Annotated in this window: 9 protein-coding genes; 8 read left to right on the top strand and 1 reads right to left on the bottom strand. The window is 70.0% G+C overall.

Annotated elements, in window-relative coordinates:
* Positions 1 to 11: 11 nt before the first annotated feature.
* Positions 12 to 1,235, bottom strand: a complete 1,224-nt coding sequence (locus AB0937_RS22415) for an ATP-grasp domain-containing protein (protein ID WP_366713958.1) — start codon at positions 1,233 to 1,235, stop codon at positions 12 to 14.
* Positions 1,236 to 1,556: 321 nt separating this feature from the next.
* Between AB0937_RS22415 and AB0937_RS22420 the strand changes: the two genes are divergently transcribed.
* From AB0937_RS22420 to AB0937_RS22455, 8 genes are all read left to right on the top strand, one after another.
* The gene (locus AB0937_RS22420) at positions 1,557 to 3,260 is read left to right on the top strand and encodes an APC family permease (protein WP_366713959.1); all 1,704 of its coding nucleotides are present in this window, start codon (positions 1,557 to 1,559) and stop codon (positions 3,258 to 3,260) included.
* A 7-nt stretch (positions 3,261 to 3,267) separates the two neighbouring features.
* The gene (gene kdpF / locus AB0937_RS22425; protein WP_359630810.1) at positions 3,268 to 3,357 is read left to right on the top strand and encodes a K(+)-transporting ATPase subunit F; all 90 of its coding nucleotides are present in this window, start codon (positions 3,268 to 3,270) and stop codon (positions 3,355 to 3,357) included.
* 8 nt (positions 3,358 to 3,365) lie between these two features.
* Positions 3,366 to 5,027: a potassium-transporting ATPase subunit KdpA gene (kdpA, locus tag AB0937_RS22430; protein ID WP_366713960.1), complete on the top strand. Its 1,662-nt coding sequence runs from the start codon at positions 3,366 to 3,368 to the stop codon at positions 5,025 to 5,027.
* Positions 5,027 to 7,150, top strand: coding sequence for a potassium-transporting ATPase subunit KdpB (kdpB, locus tag AB0937_RS22435; protein WP_366713961.1), 2,124 nt, complete (start codon positions 5,027 to 5,029; stop codon positions 7,148 to 7,150). The genes kdpA and kdpB overlap by 1 nt, the downstream gene beginning before the upstream one ends.
* A 5-nt stretch (positions 7,151 to 7,155) precedes the next feature.
* Positions 7,156 to 7,824: a potassium-transporting ATPase subunit C gene (locus tag AB0937_RS22440; protein WP_366713962.1), complete on the top strand. Its 669-nt coding sequence runs from the start codon at positions 7,156 to 7,158 to the stop codon at positions 7,822 to 7,824.
* A gap of 134 nt (positions 7,825 to 7,958) precedes the next feature.
* Complete coding sequence (locus AB0937_RS22445; protein WP_366713963.1) at positions 7,959 to 8,642, top strand: response regulator transcription factor; 684 nt, start codon at positions 7,959 to 7,961, stop codon at positions 8,640 to 8,642.
* A 13-nt stretch (positions 8,643 to 8,655) separates the two neighbouring features.
* On the top strand, positions 8,656 to 11,196 hold the full coding sequence (locus AB0937_RS22450) for a DUF4118 domain-containing protein (protein WP_366713964.1): 2,541 nt from the start codon (positions 8,656 to 8,658) through the stop codon (positions 11,194 to 11,196).
* Between the two features lie 1,105 nt (positions 11,197 to 12,301).
* Positions 12,302 to 14,773 (top strand): SpoIIE family protein phosphatase, encoded by a 2,472-nt coding sequence (locus AB0937_RS22455; RefSeq protein ID WP_366713965.1) that lies wholly within the window; start codon positions 12,302 to 12,304, stop codon positions 14,771 to 14,773.
* Positions 14,774 to 15,002 lie beyond the last annotated feature (229 nt).

The following is a 15,002-nucleotide window of genomic DNA, read 5'->3' on the forward strand; positions in this document are numbered from 1 at the left end:
GAACCGCCGGGTCAGGCCGGGACGACGAGGTCGCCGAGCGCCTGCCAGCGGTCCAGGGCGCCCTGCGGCGAGTCGGCGGTGAACAGGGCGTGGCCGAGGCGCGAGCGGCAGTCCTCGACGCCCGGGATGGTCTCGCCCGGTGCGAAGTACACGGCGGTCTCGGTGACGTCCGGCAGTGCCTCCAGCTCCGCCCACCCGGTGAGCTCCCGGTACGAGGAGCGGCCTGCGGCGGAGAAGAAGCGGATGCCGGCGCTCTCGGCCTGCGGCCGCGCGAAGGCGCCGGCCGCCTCCAGGCCCACGCCGAGCGCGATGGCGACGGCCACCCTGGGCAGGCTGACGCCGGTCACGAGCCGCAGCAGCTCCACGATCCGGTCACCCGGAAGCCGGGCACCGATCTCGATGAGCACCGGACCGTCGGCGGCCAGGCGCAGTTCGCAGTGGAAGGGGCCGCTGGTGATGCCGACGGCGCGGACGACGTCGCCGACGTACGCCTCGACGTTCTTCACGGTGGCGTCGTCGACGAGCGCCGGGGTGAGATGGCCCAGCTCCACGAAGTCGGGCTCGGGGCCGAGCAGCGTGCGGCTGAGGGCGACGACGGTGACCTCGCCGTTCTCCAGGACATAGCCGTCGGCGCTGAACTCCGGGCCCTGCACGTACTCTTCGACGAGCACCCGGTGCTCGTGCAGCTTGCCCATGTCGGGCTCCGGGTCGGTCACGAGCCGGTGGAAGGCGGCGGTGAGCTGGTCGAGGTCGTCGGCGCGGCTGACGTGGATGCTGCCGGAGCAGGCGACCGGCTTCAGCACGCAGGGGAAGCCGACCAGTTCGGCCGCGGCGCGCAGTTCGGCGTCGGTGGTCGCCTGGGCGAAGCGCGGGGTGCGCAGCCCGGCCTCCGCCACGGCGGCTCGCATGACGCTCTTGTCCCGGACCCGGTCGACGGTCGTCACGGGCAGGCCGGGCAGGTGCAGCGCCGCGGCGACGCGCGCGGTCGCCGTCACATAGATGTCGGAGCCAGGCAGCACCGCCTCGAACGGCTCGGCCCGGTGCAGTTCGAGCACGGCCGCATCGAGGGCGGCCTGGTCGTTGGTCTCCACCGTCAGCACCGAGTCGGCCGCCGCGCGCACGGAGTCGGAGAGCCGGCGGTCGCCGGAGTCGGCGGTGGCGACGACGACCCGCAGTCCCATCTCGGCCGCGACGCCGATCAGGGTGCCGCCTCCGGAAGAGGCGGGTTCGACCACGAGGACGCGGGCAGGACGAAGTGCATCTGTGTGCGGCAAAGCGAAATCCCCCGGGGTGCAGCTGTTGGACCGGACTCGGATCGCGATCCTGGTCGTGATCTTTCTATCCGGGCGTCTTGGTCCGGGTCAATGGATCACCGCAAGATTGTCTGCGAGAGCGGTCCTGAGCCGCATATTTTCCGTAACGAGCGCCCTGTCGGCGCCTGTTCGACTCCCGGAAGCGACTGAACGCCCTCTTCCAGGTCTCAACGGCGAGACGTCCCCCTCGGCCGGCTCCGGCACGGGCGAACGGGGCATGCCGTCCTCGCCGGTCGCCTCGGCGTGCGCGCCGCCCTGACCTCGGCCTTCCCCATCCTCTACGACGACCGGCTGGTGCTGTGCCTGGCCGTGCTGGCGCTGATCACGGCGGTGAACCTGCGCGGCATCGTGGAGTCGGCGAGGGCGTTCATCGTGCCGACTGTCGTCTTCGTCGGCTCGATCCTCGTGCTGATCGCCGTCGGCCTGTTCCGGTCCGAGCCCGTGAGCACGGCGACCGCGGCGGGCCACGCCTCCGTGCTCGCCGACAACGCCACCACCGTGGGCGCCCTGCTCCTGCTGAAGGCTTTCGCCTCGGGCTGCTCCGCTCTCACCGGCGTCGAGGCCATCGCCAACGCCGTTCCCTCCTGCCGCGTTCCCCGCGTCAGGCGCGCCCAGCGAGCGGAGGTCGCGCTCGGAGTCGTTCTCGGCGTGATGCTGATCGGGCTGTCGGTGCTGATCTCCCGGTTCCACCTCCAGCCGGTCGAGGGCGTCACTGTCCTCGCCCAGCTCGCGGACGCCTCGCTCGGTCATAACTGGGCCTTCTACGTGATCCAGTTCGCGACGATGATCCTGCTCGCCCTGTCCGCGAACACTTCCTTCGGCGGCCTTCCGGTGCTGCTGAAGCTGCTGGCCCGTGACAACTACCTGCCGCACGTCTTCGCCCTGAAGGCGGACCGCCAGGTGCACCGGCACGGTGTGCTCGCGCTCGCCCTGGTCGCGTGCGCGCTGCTGGTCTTCTCCGGCGGTGACACCAACACCCTGGTGCCGTTGTTCGCCATCGGTGTCTTCGTCGGCTTCACCATCGCCCAGGCCGGCATGGTCCTGCACTGGCGCAGCCGGCGGGGTCCGGGCCGGCGGGGCAAGGCGTTCCTCAACGGCTTCGGCGGGCTGCTCACCGGAGTGTCGGCCGTCGTCGTCACCGCGACCAAGTTCGAGGAGGGGGCCTGGCTGATCGTCGTCGCCCTGCCGCTGCTGGTCGTGGCCTTCCGGACCGTGCACCGCGCCTACGCCCGTATCGGCGAGCGTCTCGGCCTCGGCCGGATCCCCGACGTCCCGCACCGCGACCGCTCGGTCGTGATCGTGCCCGTTTCCTCGATCTCCCGCCTGACCTCCGAGGCGCTCACCGCCGCCACCTCCCTCGGCGACGAGGTCCACGCGGTGACCGTCTGCTACCCCGACCCCGAGGACCGGGCAGCCCTGTACGCGCTGGAGCTGGCCTGGGCCGAGTGGAACCCGGGGGTGCCGCTGGTCCGGCTGGACTGCGAGCGGCGCTCGCTGGGCCGACCCATCGCCGCCTACGTCCGTGACGTGGGCGGCGCCGAGCTCGGCGTGCGCGTCACCGTGCTGATCCCGGAGACGGAGCCGGAGCGGCTCTGGCAGCGGCTGCTGCAGAACCAGCGGGGCACGGTCGTCGCGCACGCCGTGCGACGGGAGACGGACGCGGTGATCTGCCGTCTCCGCTTCCGGCTGCCGCGAGGCCGGACGACCTGCCTCCACGGCGAGCCTGCTCGCCCTCTCGGAGCGGGTGCCGTCAGGGTTCCGTCAAAACCGTGGGCCCGGCCGTTAGGGAGGCGTCAACGACCGGCCCGATCCGGCCACAGATGCGCTTTCCTCGAATCGTCCGTTCCCACCGAACCTCACTCCAGGAGTTCGCGATGGCCGACCTGGCCTTCGTCGTCACCACGATCGCGGTTTTCGCGTTGGTGGCCCTTGTCGCCAAGGGGGTGACCAAGCTGTGACCGCCGAGAACGTCGTCGGCCTCGTCGTGGCCGTCTCCCTGCTGGGCTATCTCATCCTCGCCCTGATCTTCCCGGAGAGGTTCTGAGACAAGAGATGGGTCCCGTACTCGCGGGCGTGCTCCAGCTGCTCGCCCTCATAGCGGCACTGGCACTCGCCTACATCCCGCTCGGCACCTACATGGCCAAGGTCTACACCTCCGACAAGCACTGGCGCGTCGAGAAGTGGATCTACAAGGGCATCGGTGCCAACCCCGACACGCAGATGCGCTGGCCCGCCTACCTGCGCGGTGTCCTCGCCTTCTCCGCCGTCGGTGTCCTGTTCCTCTACCTGCTCCAGCGCCTCCAGGGCCACCTGCCGGGCTCGCTGGGCTTCGCCGCCATCGACCCGGACCAGGCGTTCAACACCGCCGCGTCGTTCGTGAGTAACACCAACTGGCAGTCCTACTACGGCGAACAGGCCATGGGCCACGTCGTGCAGACCGCCGGTCTGGCTGTCCAGAACTTCGTCTCCGCCGCCGTCGGTATGGCCGTCGCCGTGGCGCTCGTACGCGGGTTCGCGCGCTCGCGCACCGGTGAGCTGGGCAACTTCTGGTCCGACCTGGTCCGCGGTGTCGTGCGGGTCCTCGTCCCGATCGCCGTCGTCGGCGCGCTCGTGCTGGTCGCGTGCGGCGTGATCCAGAACGTCTCCGGCATCCATGAAGTCGGTCAGTTCATGGGCGGCACGCAGCAGTGGAACGGCGGTGCGGTCGCCTCGACGGAGGTCATCAAGGAGCTGGGCACCAACGGAGGCGGCTACTTCAACGCCAACAGCGCCCACCCCTTCGAGAACCCCACTCCGTTCTCCAACCTGTTCGAGATCTTCCTGATCCTGCTGATCCCGTTCTCGATCACCCGGACCTTCGGCCTCATGGTCGGCTCGGTCAAGCAGGGCTACGCGATCCTCGCCACCATGGCCACCATCTGGATCGGCTTCGTCGCGCTGATGATGTGGACCGAGTTCTCCCACCACGGCCCGGCCTTCGAGCTGGCGAACGGAGCGATGGAGGGCAAAGAGGTCCGCTTCGGCATCGGCGGCTCCTCGATCTTCGCGGTGTCGACCACCCTCACCTCGACCGGAGCCGTCGACTCCTTCCACTCCTCCTTCACCGGCCTCGGCGGCGGCATCACCATGCTCGGCATGATGCTGGGCGAGATCGCGCCCGGTGGTGTCGGCTCCGGCCTCTACGGCATGCTGGTCATGGCGATCATCGCGGTGTTCATCGCCGGTCTGATGGTCGGCCGCACGCCCGAGTACCTGGGCAAGAAGATCGGCTCCCGCGAGATCAAGCTGGCGGCCTGCTACATCTTGATCACCCCTGCTCTCGTGCTCGTCTTCACCGCCTGCGCGATGGCGCTGCCGACCCCGGCGAACTCCATGACGAACAGCGGGGCGCACGGGTTCTCCGAGATCCTGTACGCCTACACGTCCGGAGCCAACAACAACGGCTCGGCCTTCGCCGGCCTGAACGCGGACACGCAGTGGTTCAACACCACGATCGGTCTGGCGATGCTCCTCGGCCGGTTCCTGCCGATGGTGTTCGTGCTGGCGCTGGCCGGCTCGCTCGCCGAGCAGAAGCCGGTCCCGGCGACCGCGGGCACCCTGCGCACGGACAAGCCGCTGTACACCGGGCTGCTGGTCGGCACGATCATCATCATCACCGGTCTGACGTACTTCCCCGCCCTCGCGCTGGGACCGCTGGCCGAAGGGCTGGCGTGATGACCACCGACGTAAAGAAGCAGGACTCCATGTCCACTCCCACCCTCGCGCCCCACCAGGACGCACCCACCGGGCACAAGGCCCCCGAGGGCCGCGTGGGCGCGGGCCTCTTCGACCCCAAGCAACTGGTCAAATCGCTGCCGGACGCCTTCCGCAAGCTCGACCCGCGCGTGATGGTCAAGTCCCCCGTGATGTTCGTGGTGTGGATCGGCTCCGTCCTGACCACGGTCTTCTCGTTCACGGACCCGGGTGACTGGTTCGGCTGGACCATCAGCGCCTGGCTGTGGCTGACGGTGATCTTCGCCAACCTGGCGGAGGCCGTCGCCGAGGGCCGGGGCAAGGCCCAGGCCGACACGCTGCGCAAGGCCAAGACCGACACGGTGGCGCGCAGGCTCAGCGGTTCCGCCGAGGAGCGCGTACCCGGCACCGAGCTGAGGATCGGCGACCTGGTCGTCTGCGAGGCCGGCGACGTCATCCCCGGTGACGGCGACGTCGTCGAGGGCGTCGCGAGCGTGGACGAGTCGGCCATCACCGGCGAGTCGGCGCCCGTGATCCGGGAGTCCGGCGGTGACCGCTCGGCGGTCACCGGCGGCACGAAGGTCCTGTCCGACCGCATCGTCATCAAGATCACGACGAGGCCCGGTGAGACCTTCATCGACCGGATGATCAACCTGGTCGAGGGCGCGGCGCGGCAGAAGACGCCGAACGAGATCGCGCTCAACATCCTCCTGGCCTCGCTCACCATCGTCTTCCTGCTGGCCTGCGCCACGCTGCCCCCGCTGGCGGACTACGCGGGCACCCACCTGACAATGGTCGTGCTGGTAGCCCTGCTGGTCTGCCTGATCCCGACCACGATCGGCGCCCTGCTCTCCGCGATCGGCATCGCGGGCATGGACCGCCTGGTCCAGCGCAACGTGCTGGCCATGTCGGGCCGGGCGGTCGAGGCCGCCGGCGACGTCTCCACCCTCCTCCTGGACAAGACCGGCACCATCACGCTGGGCAACCGGCAGGCCGCCGAGTTCGTGCCGGTGCGCGGCACGACCGAGGCGCAGGTCGCTGACGCGGCGCAGTTGTCGTCGCTGGCCGACGAGACGCCCGAAGGACGCTCGATCGTCGTCCTCGCCAAGGAGAAGTACGGCCTGCGCGAGCGCCACCAGGGCGAACTGGTGGGCGCCGAGTGGATCGCCTTCACCGCGCAGACCCGCATGTCGGGGGTGGACGTCGACGGACGCAAGATCCGCAAGGGCGCGGCCGGTTCGGTCATCGCCTGGGTCGAGGAACGGGGCGGCACGGTCGCCGATGACGCCGACGAGATCGCGAGCCGCATCTCCGAGGCGGGCGGTACACCGCTGCTCGTCGCGGTCGAGGACGCCCGCGGGGCTCGTGTCCTGGGCGTCATCCACCTCAAGGACGTCGTCAAGGACGGCATGCGGGAGCGGTTCGAGGAACTGCGCCGTATGGGCATCAAGACGGTCATGATCACGGGTGACAACCCGCTGACCGCGAAGGCGATCGCCGAGGAGGCGGGTGTCGACGACTTCCTCGCCGAGGCCACCCCCGAGGACAAGATGGCCCTCATCAAGCGCGAGCAGGCCGGCGGCAAGCTGGTCGCCATGACCGGTGACGGCACCAACGACGCCCCCGCCCTCGCCCAGGCGGACGTCGGTGTCGCGATGAACACCGGTACGTCGGCCGCCAAGGAGGCCGGCAACATGGTCGACCTCGACTCCAACCCGACCAAGCTCATCGAGATCGTGGAGATCGGCAAGCAGTTGCTGATCACCCGGGGCGCGCTGACCACGTTCTCCATCGCCAACGACGTCGCCAAGTACTTCGCGATCATCCCGGCGCTGTTCGCGGCCGTCTACCCGGGCCTGGACAAGCTCAACATCATGGGCCTGTCCTCGCCCGACTCGGCGATCCTGTCCGCGGTGATCTTCAATGCGCTCGTCATCATCGCCCTGGTGCCGCTGTCCCTGAAGGGTGTGCAGTACCGGCCGGTCAGTGCCGACAAGCTGCTGCGGCGCAACCTGACGATCTACGGCCTCGGCGGACTGGTCGCCCCCTTCATCGGCATCAAGATCATCGACCTGCTCATCTCCCTCATCCCCGGGATCGGCTGAAGGCCATGAACAACTCCGTATCGAACACCGCCCGGCTGATCGGGGCGGGCCTGCGCGCCCTCCTCGTGCTGACCCTGGTGACCGGTGTCCTCTACCCGCTGGTCGTCACCGGCATCGCGCAGGGGCTGTTCAACGACAAGGCGAACGGTTCCGAGATCAAGGCGAACGGCAAGGTCGTCGGCTCCTCCCTGATCGGGCAGGCGTACAACCTGCCGCTGAAGGAGGGCGAGGAGACCCCGGCACCGGACCTGAAGTGGTTCCAGGGCCGCCCGCAGAACGGCCTCGGCACCAACAGCGTCAACACCCAGTACAAGCTCCTCCTGTCCGGCGCGACCAACCGCTCCGGCGACAACGAAGAGCTCATCCAGTGGGTGAAGGACGCCAAGGCCGCAGTCGTCAAGGACAACTCGGTACCCGGACACCCTGTCAAGCCGTCCGACGTCCCCGCTGACGCGGTCACCTCATCCGGTTCCGGCCTGGACCCGGACATCTCCCCGCAGTACGCGGACCTCCAGGTCCACCGGGTCGCCGAGAAGAACGGCCTGTCCGCCACCGAGGTGCAGAAACTCGTCGACGAGCACACCGAGGGCCGCACGCTCGGCTTCATGGGCGAGCCGCGCGTGAACGTCCTGGAACTCAACATCGCCCTCAAGGAACTCCTGGCGAAGAGCTGATGGCATTACGTGATTCCCTCGGGAGCCGGCGGGGCCGGGAACATCCCGGACCCGCCGGATCCCGCAGCCGCGACGTCGGGCGCCACGCTTCCGGGCGTGCACGGCACGACGTACGACAGGAGAGGCAGACTCCCATGACCCGGGTGCTCGTGGTCGAGGACGACCCGCAGCTGGTGCGCGCCCTCGTCCTGAACTTGCAGGCACGTCGCTACGGCGTGGACGCGGCTCCGGACGGGGCCACGGCCCTGCGGCTCGCCGCCGCACGGCAGCCCGACGTGGTGCTGCTCGACCTCGGTCTGCCCGACATGGACGGCGTCGCGGTCATCAAGGGCCTGCGCGGCTGGAGCCGGGTGCCGATCCTGGTCCTGTCCGCCCGCCAGGGGTCGGACGAGAAAGTGGCAGCGCTGGACGCCGGTGCCGACGACTACGTCACCAAGCCGTTCAGCATGAACGAGCTGCTGGCCCGCCTGCGGGCCGCGGTCCGCCGTACCGAGGACAGCCCCGCCGGCCCGGCGGCGACACTCGTCGAGACCGAGGACTTCACTCTCGACCTGGCGGCCAAGAGGGCGGTTCGCGACGGGAAGGACGTGCGGCTGACGCCCACCGAGTGGCACCTGCTGGAGATCCTGGTGACCAGCCCGGGCAGGCTGATCACACGGAAGCACCTGCTGAACGAGGTCTGGGGCGTCTCGCAGAGCAGCAAGACCAACTACCTGCGGGTCTACATGGCCCAGCTGCGGCGCAAACTGGAGAAGGACCCCGCCCACCCCCGCTACCTGATCACCGAGCCCGGCATGGGCTACCGCTTCGAAGGCTGAACCGAGGGACGACATGGCACGCGGCACGCTCCGGATCTACCTCGGCGCGGCACCCGGCGTCGGCAAGACCTACGCGATGCTGTCGGAGGCGCACCGTCGCGCCGAGCGGGGCACCGACTGCGTGGTCGCCTTCGTGGAGCACCACCACCGGCCGCGCACCGAGGTGATGCTCCACGGCCTCGAACAGGTCCCGCGCAGGGAGCTCGAGTACCGGGGCGGGACCTTCACCGAGATGGACGTGGACGCCGTCCTGCGCCGCGCCCCCAGGGTCGCCCTCGTCGACGAGCTCGCCCACACCAACGTGCCGGGCTCCCGCAACACCAAGCGCTGGCAGGACGTGGAGGAACTCCTCGCCGCGGGCATCGACGTCATATCCACCGTCAACATCCAGCACCTGGAGTCCCTCGGCGACGTCGTCGAGTCGATCACCGGGGTACGTCAGCGCGAGACCGTCCCCGACGAGGTCGTACGGCGGGCCGACCAGATCGAACTGGTCGACATGTCCCCGCAGGCGCTGCGCCGCCGTATGGCGCACGGCAACATCTACAAGCCGGACAAGGTCGACGCGGCCCTGTCCAACTACTTCAGGCCCGGCAACCTCACCGCCCTGCGCGAACTGGCGCTGTTGTGGGTGGCCGACCGGGTCGACGCCTACCTGACCGAGTACCGCAGCGAGCACCATGTCTCCGCCATCTGGGGTTCGCGGGAGCGGATCGTCGTCGGCCTCACCGGCGGCCCGGAGGGCCGCACCCTGATCCGGCGGGCCGCCCGACTGGCGGAGAAGGGCGCAGGCGGGGAAGTCATGGCCGTCTACATCTCCCGCAGCGACGGCCTCACCGCCGCGTCCCCGAAGGAGCTGGCGCTCCAGCGCACCCTGGTCGAGGACCTCGGCGGCACCTTCCACCACGTCGTCGGCGACGACATCCCCGCAGCCTTGCTCGACTTCGCCCGGGGCGTGAACGCCACTCAGATCGTCCTCGGCGTGTCCCGGCGAAGAAGCTGGCAGTACGTCTTCGGGCCGGGCGTCGGCGCCACGGTCGCCCGCGAGTCCGGCCCCGACCTCGACGTCCACCTCATCACGCACGCCGAGGCCGGCAAGGGCCGCGGACTGCCGGTGGTGCGCGGAGCACGCCTCGGACGCACCCGCGTGATCAGCGGCTGGCTGGCCGGCGTGCTCGGCCCTGGCCTTCTCACCTGGCTCCTGAACAGCGCCGTGCCGGACGTCGGCCTCGCCAACGACATGCTGCTGTTCCTGAGCCTGACCGTGGCGGCGGCGCTGCTGGGCGGACTCCTGCCGGCGCTGGCCTCTGCCGTGGTCGGATCGCTGCTGCTGAACTGGTTCTTCACACCACCGGTGCACACACTCACGATCGCCGACCCGCAGAACATCGTCGCCATCGTGGTCTTCGTCGGGGTTGCCGTGGCGGTGGCCTCGGTGGTGGACCTCGCGGCCCGCCGCACCCACCAGGCCGCCCGGCTGCGGGCCGAGTCGGAGATTTTGTCCTTCCTCGCGGGGAACGTGCTGCGCGGCGAGACCGGGCTGGAGGAGTTGCTGGAACGAGTCCGCGAGACCTTCGGCATGGAGTCGGTGGCGCTGCTGGAGCGGACCGGCGACAAAGCCCCCTGGACCTGCGCCGGCAGCGTGGGACCCCGGCCCGCCGTGACCCCGGACGACGCGGACGTCGACGTCGCCGTCGGCGACCACATGGCCCTGTCCCTGCGCGGCCGGGTGCTGCCGGCCGCCGACCGGCGGGTCCTGGCCGCGTTCGCCACCCAGGCCGCCGTCGTCGTGGACCGTCAGCGCCTCAAGGGCGAGGCGGACCGGGCGGAGGAACTGGCCGAGGGCAACCGCATCCGGACCGCGCTGCTCGCCGCCGTCAGTCACGACCTGCGCACCCCGCTCGCCGGGATCAAGGCGGCCGTGACGTCGCTGCGCTCCGACGATGTCGAGTGGTCCGAGGGGGACGAGGCGGAGTTGCTGGAGGCGATCGAGGAGGGCGCCGACCGGCTCGACCAACTGGTGGGCAACCTGCTCGACATGTCCCGCCTGCAGACCGGCACGGTCACGCCCGTTCTCCGCGAGACCGACCTGGACGAGGTCGTCCCCATGGCGCTGGGCGGGGTCCCCGAGGACAGCGTCGAGCTGGACATCCCCGAGACGCTGCCCATGGTCCACGTCGACCGGGGACTCCTGGAGAGGGCCGTCGCCAACGTCGTCGAGAACGCTGTCAAACACAGCCCACCGGGGGAGAAGGTGCTGGTCTCCGCCAGCGTCCTCGGCGACCGGGTCGAAGTGAGGGTGGTCGACCGCGGCCCCGGGGTTCCCGACGAGGCCAAAGAACGCATCTTCGAACCGTTCCAGCGCTACGGCGACTCACCTCGCGGCGTGGGCGTCGGACTCGGCCTCGCGGTCGCACGCGGCTTCACCGAGGCCGTCCGCGGCACCGTGCACGCCGAGGACACCCCCGGCGGCGGCCTCACCATGGTGCTCAGCGTCCCGATGGCCTCCGAGCGGCTGGATCAGCCGGCGGTTCCGGCCGCGGCCGGGTCCTGAGAGCCTCGGGCTCCGTGCAGCGGGGTCTCGAGGAACGGTGACAGGCAGGGGGGTTCCGCCGGAGCGGTCGAGTGGCGCGGGGCTGCGCCCCGCCGGTCGGTGCCCAGTGGAGCAGCGACGACCACACGGGCCGGAGCCCTCGCCGCAGCGCCGGGCCCAGCGGAACGAGCGGGGGCACTGCGGCGTGACTGCCTCCGTGGGCAGCTCACCTCTCCCTGACGGCGTGAGCTGTCGAGGGCGGGCGGACCCGCGACAGCGTCCGTACCGCTCCACACCGGGGGCAGCCCAGGAGCCCTCCTCGACGATTGAGCCGGACCCGCTTCGATCCTGCCTGTGCCGCGCGGCATCCGAAAGCCACTGGGTGCTCTCAGGGGCCGCCGACGCCGTCTCCGGTGCCCTCCCGCCAGCAGCGTCAGTGATCCGTCAAAGTCCTCGGCACCGCCGTCAGCGTCCCGTCAGGACGGGGCCGGACGGCACCACACCGGGCATACCGTCGAAGGAGAGCCCCGGACCGCCTCCCCGCGTGCCGGGGTCTCCCAGACTCCGCTCCTCACGAAACACCCGCGTGCCTCCCGGGAGACACCCCATGGCACAACTCCCCTCCGCCGACGACCCCGAGCCCTCCTGTCGGTTCCCGGCCGGACCTTTGTACGTGCCGGTCCGGCCGGGTCCCCTCGGGTGTGCGCGGCGCGGCTCTTCCGCACCCCGCCCGGCGAGCGCACCGCCGTCGCCTTCACCTCCGGGCGCCGACTGAGTGCGATCAGCTGGGAGCTGGTGCCCCTGCCGGCGCCGGGTGTTCATCACTGCGGCCGTCCGTTGTCGCCATCGGCGTCATCGGTTACCGGTGGCCGTTGCCGCGCACCGACCTCGTTCGTTGCGGCCAGAAAAGAAGACAGCCCCGGCCAAGCCCTACGGGGGAGAGAGCGGACGGGGCCAACGGTACGCACTTCAGCGCGGCAGCGGACTGCTGAGCAGGCGAGTCGCTGCACGGACAGTGGTGCCCTCTACGGCGCCAGCCGTTGTACGTCCGCTCCTACAAGCAGATCCTTGGAAGGGAGCGCGCTGATCGCGCCGTCGGCGTGGTGACAGTGAGGACGGACATGTGGTGACCGCTTTGACACCGGCCCCCGGGGCGGACGATCGGGGCGACCCGCTGAGTGTCACGCGGGCAGCCGTCGTCATGCTGGACGACCGGACGTGGGTGATCGGTTGGAGCCCGCAGGCCGAACAGCTGCTCGGCTATCAGGCCAAAGAGGTGCTTGGCCAACCGATCAGCGCGCTGTCGGTGCAGGCCGGGGTGACGAGCGCAGACTGGCTCGGCTCCCAACCGGACCACGGATCGCCTGGGCACATGGTTCTCCGTCACCGGTCCGGCTGCCCGCTTCGGGCGGCGACGTCGCTGTGCCGGCTCCCGGAGGCAGCCGGCACCGCCTACCTCCTGCTGCTGGCGGACGCCGAGGAACATGCGGAGTGGCAGCTGCGGCAGGCCGTGCTCCACGGTCTCGCAGCCGAATCCCCGATCGCGCTGACGATCTACGGCCCCGACCTGCGGGTGGCGTGGGCCAATGCCGCGGCGCGCAAGGAGCTGCCGGGGGAGTTCACGCAGTATCTGGGGCTCAGCGAAGGCGATCTGCACCCCGGGAGCCAGGTGCTTTCCGCCGGCGGCCCGTCCTCGGTGACGCAGCTGATGCGCGAAGTGCTCCTCACCGGGCAGTCCGTCGTCGACCTGCCCTACCGGGGACGTACACTCGCGGACCCGGACCGCGAACACGTGCGGTCACTGACCTACTACCGACTGCAGGACGCAGCCGGCCGAACCCTGGGAGTCTGTGAGGAATCGGTTGACGTCACCGACATGTACCGGGCCCGGCACAGGCTGACACTGCTGAACAAGGCCGCCGCCCGGATCGGCAGCACCCTGGACCTCGGCCGCACCGCTCAGGAGTTCGCCGCAATCGTCGTGCCCGAGATCGCCGACTTCATCGCTGTCGACTTGCTTGGTGCGGTACTGGACGGTCGGGAGCCAGACGCTCGGTCAGTCGCTCGGACAGGCGACATGCGCCGGGTCTTCCACCGGTCCGTCCGCGAGGACCTGCCCGAAGTCATCGTCCCTCCCGGCGGCGCGGTCGGATACACGCAGGGGTCTCCGCAGTGGCGGTGTCTGGCAAGCGGGGAACCCGTCCTGGACGCCGTGCTGGCGACGTCAAGCCCCTGGTTGGTGGAAGACGATGTACGCAGCTCGCGCATGCGGGAACTGGGTATTCACTCCCACATGGTGGTTCCGCTCCGCGCGCGGGACGTCACCATGGGGGTGGCAACGCTGATGCGATGGCGTAGTCCTGAGCCCTTCACCCCGGATGACCTGCTCATCGTCGAAGAACTCGCGGCCCGGGCCGCGGTCTGCATCGACAACGCACGCCGCTTCACCAGGGAGCGGCACTCCGCCCTCATGCTCCAGCGCAGCCTGCTGCCGCACGAACCACCCGCCTACGCGGCCGTGGAAGCCGCCTACCGCTATCTGCCCGCCGACACGGAGGCGGGAGTGGGCGGTGACTGGTTCGATGTGCTGCCCCTGGCCTGCGGCCGGGTGGGGCTGGTAGTCGGCGACGTCGTCGGACACGGCCTACGAGCCGCTGCCACGATGGGCCGGCTACGCACAGCCGTGCACACGCTCGCCGACCTTGACCTGCCGCCCGACGAACTGCTGGCACACCTCGACGACCTGGTTCAACGCCTGGCCGAAGAGGCCGAGACGGCACATCCCTACGGCGCCGAGGGCGTGGTCGGCGCCACCTGTCTGTACGGCGTCTACGACTCGGTCACGCGACGTGTGACGTTCGCCAGCGCCGGGCACCCACCGCCTGCCCTCGCACACAGGAACAAGCCGGTGGAGTTCTGCGATATCCCGACCGGCCCCCCGCTCGGCGTGGGCGGCCTGCCCTTCGAATCAGTGGAGCTCGACATTCCGGACGACTGCGTCCTGGCTCTGTACACCGACGGCCTCATCACCGCCTCCTCAACCGATCCGGACATCGGACTGGCGCGACTGAGCTTCACGCTCGCCCATCCGGACCGCCCCCTGGAAGAGATCACCAGCACACTGGAGCGCATCCTGCTGCCCGATCACCCTCCGGACGATGTCGCCTTCCTGGTCGCCCGGCCTCGCCCGCTGCCCGTCGACAGCGTCGCGTCCTGGAGGCTGGCCTTCGCGCCGGAAGCAGCCAGAAGGGCCCGCGCGCTGACCGGCGAGCGCCTTGCTCAATGGCGGCTTGAGGATCTGACCTTCTCGGCTGAGCTGATCGTCAGCGAACTGGTCACCAACGCGATCCGTCATGGGCGCGGCCCCGTCTCCCTGCGGCTGATCCGGACGGAGAACCGTCTCATCTGCGCGGTCTCGGACGGCAGCAGTACCTCGCCCCACATGCGACGGGCGAAGGTCGTCGAGGAAGGAGGCCGCGGCCTCTTCCTGGTGGCACAGTTCGCCGCGCGCTGGGGCACCCGCCACACCACGGAGGGCAAGATCATCTGGGCGGAACTGCTTGCCCCGACGGCAGAGACAGACGCCTTCCCCTCGTGACGCCGACTGTCACTGAGTCCCTCCGGGGGTGTCTTCATGGCCTTGTCAAGGCCGTTGGGGCTTGGGTGGTGCTTCGCCATGCTCCGCGACGGCGCCCGCGAAGACCCGTACCAGCGCCTCCTAGAGCTCAGATCACCCCCCATCACCCTCTCCGCATGACCACAGACAGCCGTCGCGCTGTTCACAGGGGCCGCCGCCATCGGCGCCTCGCTGAATTCCGGCACCGGCA

It is taken from the genome of Streptomyces sp. NPDC047880, assembly GCF_040706515.1.
GTDB lineage: Bacteria > Actinomycetota > Actinomycetes > Streptomycetales > Streptomycetaceae > Streptomyces.